Raw genomic sequence first — 20,968 nt, 5'->3', positions numbered from 1 at the left:
CCCGGCGCCGCTCCGGCCCGGATTATGCACGAAATCGGCGCCGCGCACGGCCTTGTCGGCCATTCCGCGCCGTCTCGAAGGGATGGCCGGGGCGGACACGCCGCCGCCGCGGGGAGCGCGTCCTCGGAACCGGGCTGGCGGCTTGCCCGGTGGCCTCGCGCCGCGGCGCGTCGCGCGCGCCCCAGGCTAGGGAGTGAGCCGCAGCGGCGTCAACCGGTCGGGGCGCCGATCGCGGCGAGCATCTCGCGCACCGCCCGCTCGAGACCGACGAGAACGGCGCGCGCCACGATCGAGTGCCCGATGTTGAGCTCGACGATCTCGGGGATGTCGGCGACCGGCCGCACATTGCGCAGCGTGAGGCCGTGCCCGGCGGCGACGCGGAGGCCGAGGGTGGCCGCCTCCCGCGCGGCGGCGACGAGGGTGTCGAAGGCCCGCGCCTGTTCGGAGGGCGAGCGGGCCGCGCTGTAGGCGCTCGTGTTCAGTTCCACCGTTTCCGCTCCGAGGCGGGCGGCGGCGTCGACCTGGCGCGCGTCGGGATCGATGAACAGGCTGACGCGGATTCGCGAGCGCCTGAGCGCCCGCACGTGGGCCTGGAGCGAGCGGAACCGGCCGGCCGCGTCGATGCCCCCCTCGGTGGTCACCTCACCCGGGCGTTCGGGGACCAGCGTGACCAGATCGGGCCGGACGCGGCGGGCGATGCGCAGCATCTCGGGCGTCGCTGCCATCTCGACGTTCAGCGGCGTGGTGACGATCTCCCGCAGGCGCTCCAGGTCGCGGTCGGAGATGTGACGGCGGTCGCCTCGGATGTGGCAGGTGATCCCGCCCGCGCCCGCCAGCTCCACCAGCACCGCCGCAGCGACCGGGTCCGGTTCGGTGGCGCGGCGTGCCTGCCGCACCGTGGCGACGTGATCGATGTTCACCGAGAGCCTCGTCATGACGACCTCCACCCCGCCGGTCAACCGCCGCCCGAACCCAGCGTGGTCCGGAACAGCTCGGCCAGGTCGTCCGCGATCCTCGTGACCTGGCGCTGGTCCTTTCCTTCCACCATCACCCGGGCTTTCGGCTCGGTGCCGGAGTAGCGCACCAGAACCCGGCCTTCCCGGCCGAGTTCCCGCTCGGCGGCCGCCACGGCCGGTCCGATCACCGGGTGTCCCTCGATCTCCGGCTTCTCGGCGACGGGAACGCTGCGAAGAACCTGGGGGAAGCGCGGCAGCCGTGACCGGGCGATCTCGGGATCCTCGGCCCCGCTGAGCCACAGGCGGCAAAGGAGGATCGCCGTCTGGATGCCGTCCCCCGTCGGGGCGTGCTCCATGAAGATGACGTGGCCCGACTGCTCGCCGCCGAGGGCGTAACCGCCGCGCCGCATCTCCTCGAGCACGTAGCGGTCTCCGACCGCGGTTCGTCGGAGGGAAATGCCCTCCTGCTGCAGCGCCAATTCGAGTCCGAGGTTGCTCATCACCGTGGCGACCACCGTGTCGTGCGGGAGGGCACCGCGCTCCCGCAGGGCGCAGCCGGCGTAGAAGAGCGTGAAGTCCCCGTCGAGCACCGCGCCGGATGCGGACGCGGCGATGCATCGATCGGCATCGCCGTCGAAGGCGAAGCCGATGGCGGCGGAGTTCGAGGTCACCGCCTGCGCCATCGCTTCCGGATGGAGGGAGCCGCAGCCCGCGTTGATGTTGCGCCCGTCGGGAGCGTCGGCCAGGGTCACCACTTCGGCGCCTGCCCGCCGGAAGGCCTCCGGCGCGACCGCCGTCGCGGCGCCGTTCGCTGTGTCGAGCACGACCGTGAGACCTTCGAACGAGACGCTTCCGCGGCAGGCGTCGAGGTGCCGGAGGTAGCGCTCCCGGAGGCCGGGTTCGACCGGGACATCCTCCGCCGCCGCGCTCGGCGGCTCCGGCATGCCTTCCATCAGCTTCTCGAGCCACGCCTCCTTCTCGTCCGGCAGCTTGCTGCCGGCGGCGTCGAACACCTTGACCCCGTTGTCCCGGTAGGGGTTGTGGGAGGCCGAGATCATCAACCCGGCGTCGAAGCCGCAGCTCCGGGTCACCAGGGCCAGCCCGGGTGTCGGAAGAACGCCCGCGGAGACCGCCTCGCCACCGCCGTCGCGGACGCCCCTGGCCAGCTCGGCGGCGATCCAGTCACTCGATTCCCGGGTGTCCTGACCGAGGCAGACGCGGGCCGGCCGCCCCTCCTCCCGCAGGGAAGCGGCCAGTGCGCGCCCGAGGCGATAGATCGTGCTGCGGTCGAGCGGAGGCGAGCCGGCGGTTCCCCGGATGCCGTCGGTGCCGAAGAGCTTCCTCAAACCTGCCTCCCGTTCGCCGTTCCGGCCCGTCGGGCCCTGGGCAGTCACTTCCTCCCGGCCGGCGCCCGCGCGGGCGCGATCGTCACCGAGGGCGGGCGAATCTCCACGATCTCGACCTTCCCCTGCAGGTCCCCCGCCAGGCGGCCGAGATCGATCTGCACCTGCACCCGTCCCCGGCGTGCCGCCGCGCCGTCGGCGGCGACGGGAACGACCACCGGGGTCAGCGCGGAGCGGATTTCGCCGACACGAGAGGGCGGCGCCTTGAGCACCACTTCCACTTCCGGCGGGTCGCACCGCCAGAGCGGGGAGCTGGCCTGAACGGGGAGCGTGATCGCGTGTTCGGCCGCCTGCTCGAGGATCTCGACGGCGACGCGGACCTTGTCCGGTTGCGTCTCCATCTTCGGTCCGGGCGAGAGCAGCTCGACCGTCGTCTCGAAGCTCGCCCGGCGGCCGGTGAGGTCCACGTAGGCCGTTCGGACGGAGCTCAGTGCGGTCACCGCGCTGCGAGGCCCGATGACGTCGACTTCGGCCGGCTCGACGGCCACTCGGCCCACCGCGAAGCCTTCCGCCGGTTCGCCCGCACGCTGCACCTCCACAGGTTTCCGCACCTTCTTCAGCCGCTCGATCTTCACCGTGATCGTGCTGTCGAGCACTTGCACTTCCACGTTTCCGGACGGCAGATTGCGGACGTCGGACGGCTGGACCTGCACGGTGAACTCGCCCTCGCGCATGGCCCGCAGATCCGGCTCCACGTACAGGCCTTCCGTCGAAAGCCGCCGGATGATGATGTCGTCCGCGCGCACCTCGATCTCGACGTCGCGCGGCTCGATCGAAACCGCCACGGCGCCGTCGTCGACGAGGGGCACCACGGGGACCTTCACCCTCATCGGGACCTTGGGAAGCTGCGCGAGCATCGCCCACGTGACGTAGGCGAGGAAGAGCGAGAAGATCTTGAGGCCGATGTTCCGGTGAAGGAACGACTTCATCGTCTCACCGCGCCGTCTCGACAGCAGCTTCCGCCCCGGTCCCTTCGGGCTGGCGCCGGGTGAACCACGTGCGCGGACCTGCGGCGACCTGCTGCTCGCCGCCGAGCATCTGCTCCAACCGATCGCGCAGCCGCCGGGTGTCCAAGTCCTCCTCCATCTTTCCGTTCACGGCCACCGAGATCACTCCGCGCTCCTCGCTGACCACGACAGCGACTGCGTCGCTCTCCTCGGAGATGCCGATGGCGGCGCGGTGACGGGTCCCGTAGCGGCGGGACACGTACGGGTCGGCGGTCAGGGGGAGGAAACAACTGGCCGCGCGGATCCGGTCCCCGGCGATGATCACCGCGCCGTCGTGCAGAGGCGTCATCGGTGTGAAGATGTTGATCAGGATGTCGTAGCTGACCCGGGCGTCCAGCCTGATGCCGGTGTCGATGAAGTTGCCCAGCCCGACGGAGCGCTGGAACACGATCAGCGCCCCGATCTTCCGCGAGGCCATCGAGGAGCAGGCCAGGGCCACCTCTTCGATCATTCGCAGCGACGACTCCTGTTGCCGGAACCGCCGCAGCGGATACCGTCCGAACGTGGCGAGTGCCTGGCGGATCTGGTTCTGGAAAATGACGATCAGGGCGAACGGCAGGTAGAAGAGGAACTGGGAGAGCACCCAGTTCACCACGGGGAGGTTCAGCCAGCGCTGCCGGGTGACCCACCAGAGCAGCACCACGGCCATCACCCCGTAGACCATCTCGAGGGCGCGCGTCCTCCGGAGAAGAAGGAGGAGCTGGTAGATGCCGAACCAGAGCAGCGCGATCTGCAGGATCTGCATCGGATCCCGCAGCTGATCGAGGTTCAGCGCGCTGACCAGGTGGCTCATCGCTCCCCCGTCCCGCCCACCGCCCAGGGCCGCAAGGGATCGGCGACCGCCAGAGCCCGGCGGGTCGGCGCGACGTCGTGAACGCGCACGATCGACGCCCCGCCCAGAACGGCGGCCACAGCCGCGGCGATGCTGCCCGGCAGGCGGCGCGCCGGTTCCGGCTCGCCGGTGCGCCGGCCGATGAAGGACTTGCGCGAGGCGCCGACGAGGATCGGCCGCCCGAGACCTCGCAGCACCGAAAGATGGCGCAGGAGCGTCTCGTTGCCCTCGGCCGACTTGCCGAAGCCGATTCCCGGGTCGATGACGATTCTATCATCGGAGAGCCCAGCTGCGAGCGCGCGGTCGACGCTCCGTTCGAGGCCGGCGTAGACCTCTCCGATGAGATCCTCGTACCGGGTGTCGCGCTGCATCGTCTGCGGGGTGCCCCGCATGTGCATCACGACGACGGGACAGCGGCGCTCGGCGGCGAGCGCCGCCATGGCGGGATCCGCCAGCCCCGAGACGTCGTTGATCATGTCCGCGCCTGCGTCGAGTGCCAGCCGAGCGGTGATGGAGCGGCGCGTGTCGATCGACACGCGGGCCTCGGGGAAGCGCCGGCGGATCGCCTCGATCACGGGAAGCACGCGGCGCGCTTCCTCTTCGGCATCGATCTCCGCCGCACCCGGCCGGGTCGACTCTCCACCGACATCGACGATGTCGGCGCCTTCCTCCAGCATCGCTTCCACGCGCCGCAGGGCCGCGTCCGGCTCCGCGTACAGCCCCCCGTCCGAGAACGAGTCGGGAGTGACGTTGAGGATTCCCATCACCGCCGTCCGGCTTCCGAGCTCGAGATCGGGCCCGGTGGCGAAACGGAGCCGGTCCGGCCGCCGGCTGAAGCGCTCCAGCGCCTTCGCCAGCCGCTCGCCGACATCGGCCCAGCTCTCGGCGAGGCGGGCGAGCGCCTGAGCGTCGCCGCAGGCGACCCAGGACCGGCGGCCCTCGAACAGGGCGGCACCGCCGCGCGCCGGCGGCTCGGGGAGCGGGATCGCGTCGGGGCCGGCCGGGATCTGGGCGGCGAGGCACGGCCAAGGCAGGCGCCACCGCGCGGAGGGCGGCCGCTCGACCTCGAGCAGCGCCGCCGCGTCGCCGGCATGGGACAGTGTCCAGATCCGGATGCCGAGCGCCATCGACGTGGACCGCCCGGTCAGCTGGGCTGGCCCAGCGGGTCGCCGAGGACCGGCTCGCCGCCCGTTTCGTCACGGGGCGGCCGGGCCGGTCGTTTGTCCGCCTCGGCGTCGGGCGGGGAACCGTCGGGCGACGGGAGCGGGGGCAGCGGCGGCAGTTCGCCCCCCTCGACGATCACTTTGATCTCCTCCGAGTCGAGCACCTCGCGTTCCAGCAGGTTCTCCGCCAGACGGATCAGCGCGTCCCGGTGCTCCTCGAGCAGCGTGCGAGCCCTCTCGTAGGCGCGGCTGACGATCGAGCGGACCTCGTCGTCGATCTGGATCGCGGTCTTCTCGGAGTAGTCGCGGTGCTTGGCGATCTCGCGACCGAGGAAGATCTGCTCCTCCCGCTTGCCGAACGTCAGCGGCCCGAGACGCTCGCTCATTCCCCATTCGCACACCATCCGGCGGGCCAGCTCGGTGGCGCGCTCGATGTCGTTCCCGGCGCCGGTGGTGATGTGGTTCATGAACAGCTCTTCCGCAGCCCGGCCGCCCATCATCACCGCCAGCGTCGCCAGGAGGTACTCGCGCGTATAGGTGTGCTTGTCGTCCTCCGGGAGCTGCTGGGTCACGCCGAGCGCCATCCCGCGGGGGATGATGGTGACCTTGTGGAGGGGATCGGCGTCCGGTTCGAGGTAGGCCACCAGCGCGTGCCCCGCCTCGTGGAAGGCGGTGTTTCGCTTCTCTTCCTCGGAGATGATGAGGCTGCGCCGCTCGACGCCCATCATCACCTTGTCCTTGGCGATTTCGAAATCTTCGGCGGTGACCTTCTTCTTGCCCTGGCGCGCCGCGTACAGCGCCGCCTCGTTGACGAGGTTCGCCAGGTCGGCGCCCGAGAACCCCGGCGTCCCGCGGGCGATGACCGACAGGTCCACGTCACCGAGGGGGATCCGCCGGGTGTGCACGCGCAGGATTTCCTCCCGGCCGCGGACGTCGGGCCGGTCGACGACCACCCGGCGGTCGAACCGGCCGGGGCGCAGGAGCGCCGGGTCGAGCACGTCGGGTCGGTTCGTGGCGGCGATCAGGATCACGCCGTCGTTCGACTCGAACCCGTCCATCTCCACCAGAAGCTGGTTCAGCGTCTGCTCGCGCTCGTCGTGGCCGCCTCCGAGGCCGGCGCCGCGGTGCCGGCCGACGGCGTCGATCTCGTCGATGAAGATGATGCAGGGGGCGTTCTTCTTCCCCTGCTCGAACAGATCGCGCACCCTCGACGCCCCCACTCCCACGAACATCTCCACGAAGTCGGAACCGGAGATGGAGAAGAAGGGAACGTTCGCCTCGCCGGCGATCGCCCGGGCGAGGAGCGTCTTCCCGGTGCCCGGCGGCCCCATCAGCAGGACGCCCTTCGGGATCTTCCCTCCGAGCCGCTGGAACCGCTGCGGGTCCTTGAGAAACTCGATGATCTCCTGCAGTTCCTGCTTCGCCTCCTCGCATCCGGCCACGTCCTTGAAGGTGACCTTCTTACCCTGCGAGGTGAGGAGCTTGGCCCGCGACTTTCCGAACGACAGGGCCCGGTTCCCCCCGCTCTGCATCTGGCGCATGAAGAAGATCCAAACGCCGATGAACAGGAGGATCGGCGCCCAGCTGATGATGCTGAGCCAGAGCGTGCCGTCGCTCGGCTTCTTCGCCTGCACGACCGCACCCTTGTCGCGGAGCGTGCGGACGAGCTGATCGTCCTTGACCACGTAGGCGGAGAACGGCGTCCCGTCGTCGAGCTTCCCGTCGAGCTCGAAACCGAAGGAATCCCCCGTGACCGTGACCTCGGCGATCCGCCCCTGCTCGACGAGGTTGTAGACCTCCGACTGGGTCAGCTGCTGGGCCGGCTCGCCGGTGTCCTGGAAGAAGCGGATGACGACGATCAGGGCGACCAGGATGAACACCCACACCAGGATCGTCTTGAGGTGCTGGTTCACGCGGGACCTCCGGCGACCGGGTCGCCCGCCATCAATTCTATGGCGGTCCCGAAGGGCCCGCCATCGCGTCAGCCGGGGCCGGCCGCGGCTGCGGGGCCCGCGGACGCTTCGATCCTCAGGCCTGCGCCCGTCCGCCGCGCACGAAGGCCGTTGGGGAGATCGGCCCGAGAACCGGAGGACTCGGCCCGCGCCAGGGCGAGAAGCGCCCGCGCGTGGGCGGCCGTGAGCCGTGCCCGCGCCCCGCCGACGGAAGCCGCCGCTTCGAGCAGAACTCGGCGGGCGACCGCTTCCGGGAGGGACCCGAGCCGCCGCCGGTCGAGGACGATCGCTCCCGGTCCCCGCTCCAGCACGACCTCCTGCAGGCAGTCGCGTGCCCAGCGGTCCAGCGCCTCCTCTTCCTCGCGCGCCAGCTCGGCGCTGCGGGCCAGCGCCCGAATCGCCCCGGGCCCGAGCGCGCGCTCGATCGCGGGGAGCACCTCCATCCGCACGCGGTTGCGCGTCGCAGCCGGATCCCGGTTGGTCGGATCCTCGCGCCATTCCAGTCCCGCCCGGCGCGCGAACTCGCGAAGCGCCTCGCGGCGGACTCCGAGGAGGGGGCGCCAGAGGTCGCCCCGGCGGCGCGCCATCGCTGCGGCGCCGCGCGCGCCGCAGCCCCGCGTCAGGCGCATCAGGACCGTCTCCGCCTGATCGTCGAGGGTGTGCGCCAGGGCGACCGCCGCCGCCCGCTCGCGCTGCGCGACGCTGCGGAGGAAGGCCAGGCGCACCCGCCGCGCGGCCTCCTCGAGCGATCCGGAGCCGGCGGGGGTCCGCGCTGCGCCCGCGACGCAGGGCAATCCCAGGCGCCGCGCCTCGCGGGCGACGAATCGCGCGTCTTCCGCCCCTTCCTCCCCTCGCAGGCCGTGGTCCAGCGTCGCCACCACGAGGTCCCAGCCCCGGCCCGGCGCCAGGCCGGCGAGCAGGTGCAGCATCGCGACGGAGTCGCATCCGCCGGAGACCGCGGCGACGATCCGCGATCCCGCGGGGGGGGCCCAGGGGCGGGTCATCTCCTGCAGGAGGAACCGGGGCGCGGCTCTCAGCGACGCGACGGGATGGACCATCGGACTCCGGCGCCCGGCGCGGCGCGCGGGAACGGGGTGGTAGCGGTGCCCGGACTTGAACCGGGGACAACGCGGTTATGAGCCGCGCGCTCTACCACTGAGCTACACCGCCCCACGTGAACGCTTCGGACGCGACGGATCGTAAGAGCGGGCCGGGGGGCCGTCAAGCCGGCTCCGGGCGCCGCCGCCGGCCGGCTGGTATGCTGCGCGCCGACCCGGCAGCCGCACAGCCCGCGCGCCGCCGGCATGAGGAGAAACGGCCCATGAAGTCACGGATGATCGCGATCGCGGCGTTGGGAGCCCTGCTGGGGCTGCCGGCCCTGGCCGAGAAGCCGGCGCTCGAGAGCGAAGACCAGAAGACGATCTACGCGCTCGGGCTCGCCCTCTCGAAGCAGCTCACCGAGTTCGGGCTCCAGGCCGACGAGCTCGACGCGCTGTACGCCGGCCTGGGCGACGGGATCCTGGGCAAGGAGCCGAAGGTCTCCTTCGAGGAGTACCTGCCGAAGCTCAGGGAGCTGCGGACCCAGCGGATGCAGATGGTGGCGGCGCGGAACAAGTCCGAGGGCAAGGCCTTCGTCGACAAAGCCTGCCAGGAGTCGGGCGCCGTGCGGAGCGAGTCCGGCCTCGCCTACCTCGAGCTCGAGCCGGGGAGCGGCCCGTCACCGAAGGCGACCGACAAGGTGAGAGTCCACTACACCGGCCGGCTCGTCGACGGCACGGTTTTCGACAGCTCTCGCCAGCGCGGCACGCCGGCCGAGTTCAACCTCTCTCAGGTGATCCCCTGTTGGACCGAGGCCCTCCAGAAGATGAAGGTCGGCGGGAAGGCGCGCCTGTACTGCCCGTCCGACATCGCCTACGGGGACACCGGGCGGCCGCCGGCGATTCCTCCCGGGGCCACCCTCGTGTTCGACGTCGAGCTGCTCGACGTCGTTCAACCGTCGCAGCCGAAGCCGTGACCGGACGGCCGCCGGGGCAACCGCCCCGGCGGCCGCCAAGCCCGCTGCGGGATGGTGCTCGACTTCCTCCTGCTCGTCCTCGGCCTCGCGCTGCTCGTCGGCGGCGGCGAAATGCTGGTGCGCGGCGCCTCTTCGCTCGCCACCGCCGTCGGGGTTCCCCGGCTGATCATCGGTCTGACCCTGGTCGCCTTCGGGACCAGCACGCCCGAACTGGCGGTGAACGTCATCGCCGCCTGGATGGGTCGCGGCGGGGTCTCCTTCGGGAACATCACCGGCTCGAACATGGCCAACATCGGCCTGATCCTCGGCCTTTCGGCGCTCGTCCGCCCGATCCGCGTCGACGCCGGGGCGGTGCGGCGGGAGATTCCGATGATGCTGCTCGCCACGGGGGTGACCGTGGCGCTCGGGATCGATCGGCTTTGGGGGGCGCCCGCCGACGTCTATCACCGCGGGGATGGGCTGGTCTTGCTCCTGCTTCTGGCGGTCTTCCTGTATTACAACGCGGTCGACCTGATGCGGAGCCGCGCGGAGGAGCGGTTGCTCCGCGAGATGAACGGGGCCCTTCCGCCGCGGGCCGGCCGCGGACCCGCCCGTGACATCCTGCTCTCGCTGGCGGGGGTGGCGGCGTTGGGTGCCGGAGGGCGGCTCGCCGTCGTCGGCGCCGTGGGCCTCGCCCGCGCGGCGGGGGTGCCGGAGACGATCATCGGCCTGACGCTGATCGCCGTGGGCACGAGCCTGCCGGAGCTGGCGACGTCGCTCGTGGCCGTCTGGCGCGATCAGCCCGACATCGCCATCGGCAACGTCGTCGGATCGAACATCTTCAATCTGCTGTGTGTCCTGGCCGTCTCCGCGCTGATCCGGCCGGTCCCCGTACCGGCGGGCGGCCGCGGCGATCTCGCCGCCGTCTCGCTGCTCTCTCTCCTCCTGTTCCCGATCGCCGCCAGCGACAAGCGGCGCATCGTCCGAGCCGAAGGGGCGCTCCTCCTGGCGATCTATCTGGCCTACATCGGCTGGCGGGCGCTCGGGTAACGGGGAAGCAACGAAAAAGGGCGGTCCGCCGAGGGACCGCCCCGCGGGGAGCGCCCGGGGGGAGAGAGGCTCCCCGCTTGCTGCCGATCTTACCGCGTCGGTCCCGCCCTGTCGCGTCAGGCCGGAGCCAGGGTCGTCCGGTTCGCCAGGATCCGGCGCCTTCCCGCGTGCTCGAAGCGGATCTCCAGCACGAGGCCGCCCCCGCTGCGGCTCGCGCGGAGCACCGTCCCGGGCCCGAAGCTCGGGTGGACCACCCGCATTCCCGGTACGAAGGACACGGATGCCGGATCGGGTTCGTAGGTGAGGTCGCCGGCCCGCCGCGCCGTGCCGGCGGCCGCCGTCCGGGATGGACGCTCGCGAGGAGGCGCCGGGACCGGCCGGCCCCCGCCTCCGGCCGGACCGTAGCGGACGTCAAGCAGCTCGGACGGTATCTCGTCGAGGAACCGCGATCGGCAGGCAGGCACTCGCGCCCCTCTGACGAAGCGGGCGCGCGGTGTCGTCAGAACGAGGAACCTGCGGGCCCGGGTGATGGCGACGTACATCAGGCGGCGCTCCTCCTCGATGCCCCCGCGCTGCTCCTCGGCGCGCACGTGCGGGAAGAGCTCCTCCACCAGGCCGATGACGAACACACCGTCGAACTCGAGGCCCTTGGCCGAGTGGACCGTCATCAGCGACGGCCCCCGGTCTCCACGCACGTCGTCGGTGTCCGACCGCAGCGACACGCGGTCCAAGAACGCCGCGAGCCCTCCCGCGCCCGACTCGTCGTGTTCGTGGGCGGCGGCGACGAGGGCCTCGACGTTCTCCAGGCGCGCGAGAAGCTCCCCGCGGTACGCCTGCTCGAGATGTTCGCGGTAGCCGACGGCATCGATGACGTGCGCGATGGTGGCCGCGACGCCGTTCTCGGCGGCGAACGCCGACAGCCCGTCCAGCAGCTCGGCGAAGCGCCGCAGCGCGCTCTCCGCACGCCGCTGGAGGGTCCCCGGGCGGGAAAGGAGGGCGCGCATCGCCGCGTGCAGGGAGGTACCGTCCTGCGCGGCGCGTGCCGCCAGCTCTTCCAATGTCCGGGCCCCGACGCCCCGCGGAGGAGCCGCAACCGCCCGGAGGAAGTCTTGATCGGAATCGGGCTGGACCAAGAGGCGGAGCCAGGAGAGCAGGTCCTTGATCTCCTTCCGCTCGTAGAACCGTACGCTTCCCACGACCCTGTACGGCACGCCGCGGGCCGACAGGCGGTCCTCGATCACCCGCGAGCAGGCGTTGGTCCGGTAGAGCACCGCCATCCTCTCGAGCGGGATTCCGGCCGTCCGTGACCGCTCCAGCAGTTCCGAGACGACGATGTCCGCCTCCTCCCGGTCGTCGGCCGCCACGTAGAGCCGGATCGGCTCACCCGAGGGATTCTCGGTCCACAACGTCTTCCCGTGGCGCTCGCGGTTGTAGGAGATCACCGCTGACGCGGCGGCCAGCACGGATCGGGTCGAGCGGTAGTTCTGCTCGAGCTTGATGATCCGCGCGTCCGGAAAGTCCCGCTGGAAGTCGAGGATATTGCGAATGTCCGCGCCGCGGAAGGCGTAGATCGACTGATCCTCGTCTCCCACGCAGCAGAGATTGCGGTGCTGCGAGGTCAGGAGCCGGATCAGCTCGTACTGCAGCCGGTTCGTGTCCTGGTACTCGTCCACCAGGAGATAGCGGATGTCGCGCGCGTAGCGGGCGGCGATCTCCGGCCGGCGGCGGAAGAGGCGGATGACCTGCACGAGCAGATCGTCGAAATCGACCGCCCCGGCGGCGCGCAGGCGTTCCTCGTAAGTGCGATAGCACCGGGCGGCGAGCAGCTCGTCGGGAAACCGAGCGGAGGCCTCCGCTTCATCCGGATCGACGAACCCCGTTTTCCACCGGGAAATGAGCGCGAGAAGCCGCTTCGGGGGGTGGCTGTGGGCGTCCGCGCCGAGCTCGCGCAGCGCCTGCCTGACGAGCGCCCGCTGGTCGGCGCTGTCGTAGACCAGGAATCCCGGCGGGTAGCCGGCTTCCGCCGCATGCCGGCGGAGCAGCCGGAGCCCGAAGGCGTGGAACGTCCCCACGTAGGCGTGCCCGATCTCGTAACCGAGCAACCGCTCGACGCGGGTGCGCATCTCGCCGGCAGCCTTGTTGGTGAAGGTCATGGCCACGATCCCGGCGGGATCGACGCCGACCGATCCGATGAGGTGCGCGATCCGGTGGGTGATGACCCGCGTCTTGCCCGACCCGGCTCCCGCAAGGATCAGCAGCGGCCCCTCGCCATGGGTCACCGCTTCGCGCTGGGCGGGATTGAGGGTCGAAAGGTAGCGTTCCGGGTCGAGCATCGTCCCTCCGAAAAAAGCGATTCTGCCACACCCGGCGCACGCCGCTCAGGAGCGAGAAAGGAGGGCGCGGAGAGACGCACCGCCGAGGGCCGCGCCGGCGCAGGCGGCGAGGAGCACCGGAGCGGCGAGAAGGGGAGCGGGGGAGAGATCGGGCCGCTGGGAGGCCAGCCGCCAGTACAGCAGGGCGGCGGCCGCCGCCGCGGCGGCGCCCACCGCGACTGCTGCCAGCGGGCGCGGGCGGCGCGGCAGAAGAGCTCCACCCGTCACCGCGGAGACGACCGCGGCGGCGGCCAGGAGGAGGGCGATCCGGCCCGGTCCGGCCCCGCCGAGGAACCGCGGCCCGGAGGCGAGAGCCGCCAGGCAGACCCCGCCCGCCGCCACCAGCGGAGCGGTGAACGCCCGCTGCACCCGGCTCAGATCGCGGGGCGGCCTCGGAGGAAGGCGGATCACGGTGACGGTCCCGCGGTCGCGACGCCCCTCACTCGACGGTGACGCTCTTGGCGAGATTGCGCGGCTGATCGACGTCGCAACCGCGGAGCAGCGCGATGTGATAGGCGAGGAGCTGGAGCGGGACGACGAGGAGTGCGGGGAGGAGAAGGGGCGGCGCTTCGGGCACCTCGATGACGTGGTCCGCCTTTCCGCGCAGCTCGCCGTTCCCGGCGGTCGTGACGGCGATGAGGACGCCGCCCCGCGCCTTCACCTCCTCCATGTTTCCGAGCATCTTCTCGTACACGTCGTCCCGCGGCGCCAGGGCGACGACCGGCAGCGATTCGTCGATCAGGGCGATCGGTCCGTGCTTCATTTCGCCGGCCGGATAGCCTTCGGCGTGGATGTACGAGATCTCCTTCAGCTTCAGTGCCCCCTCGAGCGCGATCGGGTAGTTGATCCCCCGGCCCAGGTAGAGGAAGTCGGTCGCGTCCTTGAACTTCTTGGCCAGGTCCTGAACGGGACCTTCGTCCTCGAGGACCTTCTCGAGCAGGGCTGGCAACCGGGCCAGCTCGGTCAGATGGCGCCGGACCTCCTCGCGCCCGAGGGTGCCCCTCGCCACGCCGATGCGCAGCGCCATCAGATGGAGCGCCGCGAGCTGGGCGGTGAACGCCTTCGTCGACGCCACGCCGATTTCGGGGCCGCAGTGCGTGAGGACCGTTCCGTCCGCCTCCCTCGTCGCGGTGGAACCCATGACGTTGCACACCGCGACGCTCTTCGCTCCCCGCGCCCGCGCCTCGCGCAGGGCCGCGAGGGTGTCGGCCGTCTCACCCGATTGGGTGACGATCGTCATCAGGCTTCGCCGGTCGACCAGCGGATCCCGGTAGCGGAACTCCGAGGCGTAGTCCACTTCCGTTGGAATCCGCGCGAGGCGCTCGAAGAGGAACTTCCCCACCAGCCCCGCGTGCCAGGAGGTTCCACAGGCGACGAGATAGACGCGGTCGATCTCCCGCAGGTCGCTGTCATCCAGCGGGAATTCCTCCTCGGAGAAGAAAACCTCGCCTCGATCGAGCGAGATCCGCCCGGCGAGCGTCTCCTGGATGGCGTGGGGCTGCTCGTGGATCTCCTTCAGCATGAAATGCCGGTACCCACCTTTCTCGGCGAGGATCGGGCTCCAGGAGATGCGCTGGACCTCGAGCTTCTTGGGGGCGCCGTCGGCGCCGGTCACCGTGGCTCCCTCCGGGGTGATGGCGGCCACCTCCCCGTCCTTGAGGAAGACGACGTCCCGGGTGTGCTCGAGAAGGGCCATCACGTCCGAAGCGAGGAAGTTCTCGCCGTCACCCAGCCCGATGACGAGCGGGGGGCCGAGGCGGGCACCGACGATCCGGCCCGGTTCCTCGAGGCTCATGGCGCAGAAAGCGTAGATTCCTGCCAGCCGCTTGCAGGTCCGGCGGACCGCTTCCTCCAGACCGACCTCCCCGGCGCGCAGTTCGCGAGCGATCAGGTGAGCGATCACCTCGCTGTCGGTCTCCGAGCGGAACGTGTCGCCTTCCCGGGTCAACTCCTCCTTGAGTTCCAGGTAGTTCTCGATGATCCCGTTGTGCACGACGACCACGCGGTCGTCGGCGTCGCGGTGCGGGTGCGCGTTCTCTTCGGTCGGCCGTCCGTGTGTGGCCCAGCGGGTGTGCCCGATTCCCTGGCGGCTGCTCGCCACCGGCTCGCTTTCGAGCACTTTCTCGAGGTCGCGTAGTTTCCCCGCGGCCCGGCGGAGCTCGAAGCGGCCATCCACCAGGAGCGCGAGTCCGGCCGAGTCGTAGCCGCGGTACTCGAGCCGTTTCAGCCCCTCGACGAGGATCGCGGTCGCGTTCCGGCCGCCGACGTAGCCCACGATGCCGCACATGACAGATCCTCCCGCGCCGCGCCCGCCCGGGCCGCCTTTTCCCCACAGAATATCCCCCGACCCGCGGCGCGCGGCACGCCGGAGCGGCCGCTGGGTCCGGCACCGGGGTTCAGCGTTTTTCGGGTTCGTTCCGGCGGCGGTCGACCCAGCCGGGGATGTTGCGCTGCCTGGACCGGGCGATCGCGAGGGCTCGGGGCGGGACATCCTCGGTCACGGTGGAACCGGCGGCGACATAGGCCCCTTCGCCCACCCTGACCGGGGCGACGAACTGAGTGTCCGAGCCGACGAACACGCGGTCGGCCAGTTCGGTCCGGTGCTTGCGCACGCCGTCGTAGTTGCAGGTGATCGTGCCGGCCCCGATGTTGACCTCCCTGCCGATGCGAGCGTCGCCGAGATAGCTCAGGTGGGAGGCCTTCGATCCGTCGCCGAGGGAGGCCTTCTTCGTCTCGACGAAATTGCCGACGCGGCAGCCCCGGCCGATCACGCTTCCGGGCCGGAGGTGGGCGAACGGCCCCACCCGGCTACCGGCTCCGATCCGGCTCTCGGCGGCCACCGTGTGCTCGAGAAGTTCGACGCCGCTTTCGACCACCACGTCCGTGAGCCGGCAGCCGCTGCGGATCACGCAGTCCGTACCGACCCGCGTCGCGCCTTCCAGGGCGACCCCCGGGTGGATCACGGTGTCCCGCCCGACGCGCACGGTGTCGTGCACCCAGGTCGTCGCCGGGTCGAGGATCGTGACGCCGTTCCGCATCAGCCGCGCGAGGACCCTTTCGTTGAGGATGCGGTGGGCCTCCGCCAGGTGGGCCCGGCTGTTGACACCGAGCGCCTCCCGGGCCGGCTCGTGGACCACCGCCTCCACACGGGCACCGCCGTCGATGAGGATCCGGACCGCGTCGGTGAGATAGAACTCCCCTTGGGCGTTGTCCGGAGTGATCCGCCGCAGCACGCGCCGGAGTTCGGGCCACCGGGCGCAGTAAGTCCCCGTGTTGATCTCGGACACGGCGCGTTCCGCCGGGCCGGCGTCCCGCTCCTCCACGATCGCGCGGATCGCCCCGTCGGGACCCCGCAGAATCCTGCCGTACCCGGAGGGGTCGTCGAGCACCGCGGTCAGCACCGTCAGGGCCGCCTTCCGGGACCGGTGGCGGCGGACGAGCCCGCGGAGGGCGGCAGCGGGGAGGGCCGGCACGTCCCCGCAGAGGATCAGCACATCCCCGCCGAATCCCCGAAGGGCGGCGCCGGCCCGGCGGACCGCGTCGGCGGTCCCGCGGCGCTCGGTCTGGATGACGTACCGGGGCCCCGGCCCGAGCTTCTCGCGGACCTCGTCGGCCTGGACACCCACCACGACGACCACCGGATCGGTCCCGGCGCCGCGGGCGGCGCGGAGGACGTGCTCCACGAGAGGCCTGCCAGCCGCCTCGTGCAGCACCTTCGCTCGCCGCGAGCGCATCCGCGTTCCCTCGCCGGCGGCGAGGATGACCGCGGCCAGGGGCGGCTCAGAGCGCCGGAGGCTCTTCGAGGCTTTCCGGTCCGGCGTTCGGCGCATGGCTCGAACCCTCCCTTGGGAAGGCGACCTCCGAGGGCGGTTCCACCAGCGCGACGTAGCCGGGCATCTCGCGGAGCGAGTCGAAATCCGGATCACCCAGGCAGTAGGCCCGGTTGTCGGGGTCGGCCTCGATCGCCCGTCCGAGATGGACCAGCGCCTCCTCCGCCCGGCCGGCGAGCGCGAGCGCCGACGCGCGGACGTAGGCCACGCGGGCGATCGGGGCCCCGCCCCGCTCCGCTTCGTCGAGCGCCGCGAGGGCCTCGTCGAAACGGCCCTGGTTGGTCAGGCAGACCGCCTGGTGCAGCCACTCGCTCGCGTTCTCCGGCCTCGGGGGTGCCGGGGCGAGCCGCGTGCGGCAGGCCTTGAGGTGGACGCGGGCCCGGTCCACGATCTCCGCGACGTCGGGCTGGCCCTGATAACGCTCGATGAACTTCTCGAAGGCGGAGGCCGCCGCCTCCCACTTCTGCTCGCCGGCGTAGAGCTTCATCGCCGCGGCGTAATCCCGCTCCGCCGCGACGTGCCGCTCGTCGGCGTGGGGGTCCTTCTTCTTCCGCCGGGTGGTCTTCGCAGCCGACATCGGGCAATCTCCGACCGGAGAGGCGCCGCACGCGGGGCGGCGCGGGAGCGGCGCGGATGGTAAGTCGCCACCCAGGGGGTGTCAAACGGCAGGGCCGGTGGGTGGTCCTCGGTCTCGGCGCCAATCTCGGCGACCGCCAGGCCGCCCTCGCCCTCGCCCGGCGGCGGCTGATCGAGGAGGGATGGCGCTGGACCCTCGCCTCGCGGGTGATCGAGACGGCGCCGTGGGGCGGGCCGCCGGGTCAGCCCCCGTACCTGAACCAGGTGCTGGCGGCGCCCCTGGGGCCGGAAACGCTCCCGCCGCGCCGGCTTCTCCAGCTCTGCCTCCGGATCGAGGAGGAGGCGGGCCGCCGCCGGACGGTCCGCTGGGGCCCCAGGACGCTGGACATCGATCTCCTCGTCTACGGGGACCGGCAGATCGACGAGCCGGGCCTGACCGTGCCGCACCCGCGGCTGGCCGAGCGCGCCTTCGTTCTGGTTCCCCTGGCGGAGATCCTCCCCGACCTCCCGGTGCCGCCCGCGGGCCGGACGCCGGCCGAGATGCTGGCGCGCTGCCGGCGCGGGGACCGCTTGCCGCCGGTGCGGCCCTGCCCGTAGCATCCGGTCCCGCCATGCGATCCCGGTACATCGCCATCGAGGGGCCGATCGGCGTCGGCAAGACGGTGCTGGCGCGCCGGCTGGCGGCCCTGTGGGACGCCCGGCTGGAGCTGGAGCCGGTCGACAACCCGTTCCTCGAGGCCTTCTACCGGGACCGGCGCGGCGCAGCCTTCTCCGCGCAGATCTGGTTCCTCGTCACCCGATACCGGCGGCAACTGGATCTGATCCAGCGCGACCTCTTCCATCAGACCACGGTCGCGGACTACTTGTTCGAAAAGGATCGGATCTTCGCCTTCCTGAACCTCGACGACACGGAACTGGCCACGTACGAAAAGCTCTACCACCTGCTGGCGGCCGACGTGCCCAAGCCCGACCTCGTCGTCTACCTCCAGGCCAAGGTGCCGGTGCTCGCGGAACGGATCGCGCGCCGCGGGCGGGAGGTGGAGCGGCGGATCTCCGAGGCCTACCTCGAGGAGGTGGTGAAGGCCTACGACCACTTCTTCTTCCGATTCGAGGAGGCCCCGCTCCTCGTCGTGGACACCAACGACTTCGACCCGGCTCACGACGCCACCCAGCTCGACGATCTGGTGCGCCGGATCGAGAGGATGGACCGCGGCGGGGTGGAGTACTACCGCCCCGGAGGGTGACTGGTGCCGGCACGCCTCCGCTGGTAACGTCGGGGGGGCCGCCCGGCCCCGGCGCCCGGATCCCGAGGACCGGGACGCGGAGGGGGCCGGCCGGGGCCCCGGTCGACCAGCCAGCGACCCCCACCCCGCGACCGTAGGCTCGCCGGCGGGGAGGTGGAGGTACCGATGAACGAGAACCGGCGCGGCGCTTCGCCGCGTGCCGCTGCCCCTGTCAAGGTCACCGTCCCGGAGGTCCGCGCCCGGAAGGGCGGGGATCCACTGGTGATGCTGACCGCCTACGACGCCCCGACCGCGCGCATCGTCGACGAGGCGGGCGCCGATCTGATCCTGGTGGGCGACTCCCTGGCGATGGTCGTCCTCGGTCACGAGGACACCCTGCGGGTCGGAATCGAGGAGATGGCGCACCACACCTCCGCCGTGGCGCGGGTGCGGCCCCGGGCCCTGGTCGTCGCCGACATGCCGTTCCTCAGCTACCACACCGGACCGCGCGACGCGGTGCTGGCCGCGGGGCGGTTGATCCGCGCCGGGGCGGAAGCGGTGAAGCTGGAAGGGGGGCGGAAGCGGCTGCCGGTCGTGCGCGCCTTGCTCGACGCCGAGATTCCGGTCATGGGGCACCTCGGCCTGACCCCGCAGTCTCTCCATGCGATGGGCGGCTACCGGGTGCAGGGCCGCGCGGTGGAGGAGATCGACGCGCTCGTGGCGGACGCGCGCGCTCTGGCGGCCGAGGGGGTGTTCAGCATCGTTCTGGAGGGGATACCGTCCCGCGTGGCGGCCCTCATCACCGCCGAGGTGCCGGTGCCCACGATCGGTATCGGCGCCGGCGCGGCCTGCGACGGCCAGGTCCTCGTCATCCACGATCTGCTCGGGCTGACGCCCGGACCGGTCCCCAAGTTCGTCCGGCGGTACGCGGACCTTCACGGGGCGGCGGTCGAGGCCGTGCGGCGGTTCGCGGACGACGTCCGGGGCCGCTCGTTTCCCGCGCGGGAGGAGAGCTATCGCCTGCCGCGCGAGGTGGCGCGCGCGCTCGAGCGGCGGGGTCTGGCGCGCGCGGGAGACTGAATCGGAGCGGCCATGGACCTGATCCGCCGCGTGCACATGATGCGGGAGATCGCGGGGGAAGCCCGCGGGCGGGGGAAGAAGATCGGCCTCGTGCCGACCATGGGCGCCCTGCACGAGGGACACCTCTCGCTCGTGCGCAAGGCGCGGGAGCTGGCCGACGTCGTCGTCGTTTCCGTTTTCGTCAACCCGACGCAGTTCGGTCCCGCCGAGGACTACGACAAGTACCCGCGCGACCTTCCCCGGGACGCCGACCTCTGCATCCAGGAAGGGGTGGACTTCCTGTTCGCTCCGGAGGCGGCGGACATGTACCGACCGGGCCACCGGACCTTCGTCGAGGTGGAGGGCCTTTCGGCCGTTCTGGAGGGAGCCTCCCGGCCCGGACATTTCCGCGGCGTGTGCACCGTGGTTCTCAAGCTGTTCAACATCGTGAAGCCGCACATTGCCGTCTTCGGCCAGAAGGACGCCCAACAGGCGATCATCATCCGGAGGATGGTGGAGGACTTGAACGTCGACGTGGAGCTGGTGATCGCCGAGACGGTGCGCCACGACGACGGCCTGGCGATGTCCTCCCGCAACGCCTACCTCAACCCGGAGGAACGGCGCGCCGCCAGGCAGTTGTACGCGGCGCTGGCGCGGGCGGAAGAGCTGGTGAGCACCGGGGAGCGGTCGGTGGAGAGAATCGAGGCCGCGGCCCGCGAGGTGCTGGCCGCGAACCCGCTGGTGCGCCCCGACTACGTAGCGGTGGTCGACCCGCGGGACCTCGCTCCGCTCGAAAGGATCGAGGGCGAGGCTCTGCTCGCGCTGGCCGCGTGGGTCGGAGAGGCCCGGCTGATCGACAACACGATCCTGCGCCCGCCCGCGTCGGAGGAGCGTACGAGGGACGGCGGATGAGACGGACGTTTCTGAGGGCGAAGATCCACCGCGCCGTGGTCACGGAGGCGAATCCGGACTACGTGGGGAGCCTCACGCTGGACGAAGCGCTGATGGAGGCCGCCGGGTTGCTCCCCTACGAGAGGATCGAGCTGTACAACGTCACCCGAGGCACCCGGCTCGCGACCTATCTGATCAAGGGACCGCGTGGCGCCGGCGATTGCTGTGTCAACGGAGCGGCCGCCCGGCTGTGCCGGCGGGGGGACCGGGTCATCATTTGCGCCTACGCCGACCTCGAGCCGGAGGAGATCGAACGGCACCGGCCGCGGGTCGTTCTGGTCGGCGCGGACAACGGAGACTTCGAGGTTCTCGAGGAAGAGGGCGCCCGAGCGCGCGCCTGAGCCCCACAAAAAGCACACCCCCGGCGGTCGGCCGGGGGTGTCGCGCGGCGCGGACGTCCTGCGGTGGGGGATCGTGGTTGTCGGCCGCGCCGCCCGTCTGTGCCGCCGCGGGGCGGCGCTCGTCGTATCGGACGGAAAGCCGGCTCCCTTGAGCCGCTCCCGAGGTGCTTCCCCGATGGTGCGCTGCCGCGCCGGCGGGGCGCAGGTGCGGCCTGTTCCATGCCACCTCCCGCAGCCGGGACGCGCGCGCCGATCGGCCC

19 protein-coding genes and 1 tRNA gene are annotated in these 20,968 nt (G+C 71.5%); 7 read left to right on the top strand and 13 right to left on the bottom strand.

Annotation, left to right across the window (positions count from 1 at the left end):
• Positions 1-209: 209 nt before the first annotated feature.
• The 8 genes from D6718_02800 to D6718_02765 form a co-directional block, all read right to left on the bottom strand.
• Positions 210-935 carry a pyridoxine 5'-phosphate synthase gene (locus tag D6718_02800; GenBank protein RMG47883.1) on the bottom strand — a complete coding sequence of 242 codons (726 nt, stop codon included), beginning with the start codon at positions 933-935 and terminating at the stop codon, positions 210-212.
• Positions 936-955: 20 nt separating this feature from the next.
• On the bottom strand, positions 956-2,602 hold the full coding sequence (glmM, locus tag D6718_02795; GenBank protein ID RMG47895.1) for a phosphoglucosamine mutase: 1,647 nt from the start codon (positions 2,600-2,602) through the stop codon (positions 956-958).
• Positions 2,347-3,288, bottom strand: coding sequence for a hypothetical protein (locus tag D6718_02790; protein ID RMG47882.1), 942 nt, complete (start codon positions 3,286-3,288; stop codon positions 2,347-2,349). Before D6718_02790 ends, glmM begins: the two co-directional genes overlap by 256 nt.
• Positions 3,289-3,292: 4 nt before the next feature.
• Positions 3,293-4,159 (bottom strand): TIGR00159 family protein, encoded by an 867-nt coding sequence (locus D6718_02785; protein RMG47881.1) that lies wholly within the window; start codon positions 4,157-4,159, stop codon positions 3,293-3,295.
• Complete coding sequence (folP, locus tag D6718_02780) at positions 4,156-5,325, bottom strand: dihydropteroate synthase (GenBank protein RMG47880.1); 1,170 nt, start codon at positions 5,323-5,325, stop codon at positions 4,156-4,158. Before folP ends, D6718_02785 begins: the two co-directional genes overlap by 4 nt.
• A 17-nt stretch (positions 5,326-5,342) precedes the next feature.
• Entirely contained in the window at positions 5,343-7,811 is a 2,469-nt protein-coding gene (locus D6718_02775) for an ATP-dependent metallopeptidase FtsH/Yme1/Tma family protein (GenBank protein ID RMG47879.1), read from the bottom strand.
• Positions 7,343-8,371 carry a tRNA lysidine(34) synthetase TilS gene (gene tilS, locus D6718_02770; protein ID RMG47878.1) on the bottom strand — a complete coding sequence of 343 codons (1,029 nt, stop codon included), beginning with the start codon at positions 8,369-8,371 and terminating at the stop codon, positions 7,343-7,345. Before tilS ends, D6718_02775 begins: the two co-directional genes overlap by 469 nt.
• 37 nt (positions 8,372-8,408) lie before the next feature.
• Positions 8,409-8,483: transfer RNA gene (locus D6718_02765), tRNA-Met, on the bottom strand.
• Between the two features lie 151 nt (positions 8,484-8,634).
• Between D6718_02765 and D6718_02760 the strand changes: the two genes are divergently transcribed.
• Positions 8,635-9,327, top strand: a complete 693-nt coding sequence (locus D6718_02760; protein RMG47877.1) for an FKBP-type peptidyl-prolyl cis-trans isomerase — start codon at positions 8,635-8,637, stop codon at positions 9,325-9,327.
• 51 nt (positions 9,328-9,378) lie between these two features.
• A complete protein-coding gene (locus D6718_02755) occupies positions 9,379-10,356 on the top strand; it encodes a sodium:calcium antiporter (GenBank protein ID RMG47876.1) in 978 nt (325 codons plus the stop codon).
• A 116-nt stretch (positions 10,357-10,472) separates the two neighbouring features.
• Here the strand turns inward: D6718_02755 and D6718_02750 are convergent, their stop codons facing one another.
• The 5 genes from D6718_02750 to D6718_02730 all read right to left on the bottom strand — a co-directional run bounded on the left by D6718_02750 (position 10,473) and on the right by D6718_02730 (position 17,135).
• Positions 10,473-12,689, bottom strand: a complete 2,217-nt coding sequence (locus D6718_02750; GenBank protein ID RMG47875.1) for a hypothetical protein — start codon at positions 12,687-12,689, stop codon at positions 10,473-10,475.
• Positions 12,690-12,734: 45 nt separating this feature from the next.
• Entirely contained in the window at positions 12,735-13,139 is a 405-nt protein-coding gene (locus D6718_02745) for a hypothetical protein (protein RMG47874.1), read from the bottom strand.
• Between the two features lie 28 nt (positions 13,140-13,167).
• Positions 13,168-15,015: a glutamine--fructose-6-phosphate transaminase (isomerizing) gene (glmS, locus tag D6718_02740; GenBank protein RMG47873.1), complete on the bottom strand. Its 1,848-nt coding sequence runs from the start codon at positions 15,013-15,015 to the stop codon at positions 13,168-13,170.
• 109 nt (positions 15,016-15,124) lie between these two features.
• The gene (gene glmU / locus D6718_02735; GenBank protein ID RMG47872.1) at positions 15,125-16,558 is read right to left on the bottom strand and encodes a bifunctional UDP-N-acetylglucosamine diphosphorylase/glucosamine-1-phosphate N-acetyltransferase GlmU; all 1,434 of its coding nucleotides are present in this window, start codon (positions 16,556-16,558) and stop codon (positions 15,125-15,127) included.
• Entirely contained in the window at positions 16,509-17,135 is a 627-nt protein-coding gene (locus D6718_02730) for a hypothetical protein (protein RMG47871.1), read from the bottom strand. The genes glmU and D6718_02730 overlap by 50 nt, the downstream gene beginning before the upstream one ends.
• Before the next feature lie 56 nt (positions 17,136-17,191).
• On the opposite strand from D6718_02730, the gene folK reads away from it, so the two are divergent.
• From folK to D6718_02705, 5 genes are all read left to right on the top strand, one after another.
• Positions 17,192-17,731: a 2-amino-4-hydroxy-6-hydroxymethyldihydropteridine diphosphokinase gene (folK, locus tag D6718_02725; GenBank protein RMG47870.1), complete on the top strand. Its 540-nt coding sequence runs from the start codon at positions 17,192-17,194 to the stop codon at positions 17,729-17,731.
• Positions 17,732-17,745: 14 nt separating this feature from the next.
• Positions 17,746-18,378, top strand: a complete 633-nt coding sequence (locus D6718_02720) for a deoxynucleoside kinase (protein ID RMG47869.1) — start codon at positions 17,746-17,748, stop codon at positions 18,376-18,378.
• 165 nt (positions 18,379-18,543) lie between these two features.
• Positions 18,544-19,437 (top strand): 3-methyl-2-oxobutanoate hydroxymethyltransferase, encoded by an 894-nt coding sequence (panB, locus tag D6718_02715; GenBank protein ID RMG47868.1) that lies wholly within the window; start codon positions 18,544-18,546, stop codon positions 19,435-19,437.
• A 12-nt stretch (positions 19,438-19,449) separates the two neighbouring features.
• A complete protein-coding gene (locus D6718_02710) occupies positions 19,450-20,328 on the top strand; it encodes a pantoate--beta-alanine ligase (GenBank protein ID RMG47867.1) in 879 nt (292 codons plus the stop codon).
• Positions 20,325-20,708 carry an aspartate 1-decarboxylase gene (locus tag D6718_02705; protein ID RMG47866.1) on the top strand — a complete coding sequence of 128 codons (384 nt, stop codon included), beginning with the start codon at positions 20,325-20,327 and terminating at the stop codon, positions 20,706-20,708. The genes D6718_02710 and D6718_02705 overlap by 4 nt, the downstream gene beginning before the upstream one ends.
• Positions 20,709-20,968 lie beyond the last annotated feature (260 nt).

The sequence above is a fragment of the Acidobacteriota bacterium genome, assembly GCA_003696075.1.
Lineage (GTDB): Bacteria > Acidobacteriota > Polarisedimenticolia > J045 > J045 > J045.
Note: the sequence above shows the minus strand (reverse complement) of the source record. Positions and strands in the feature narration are given on the sequence as shown.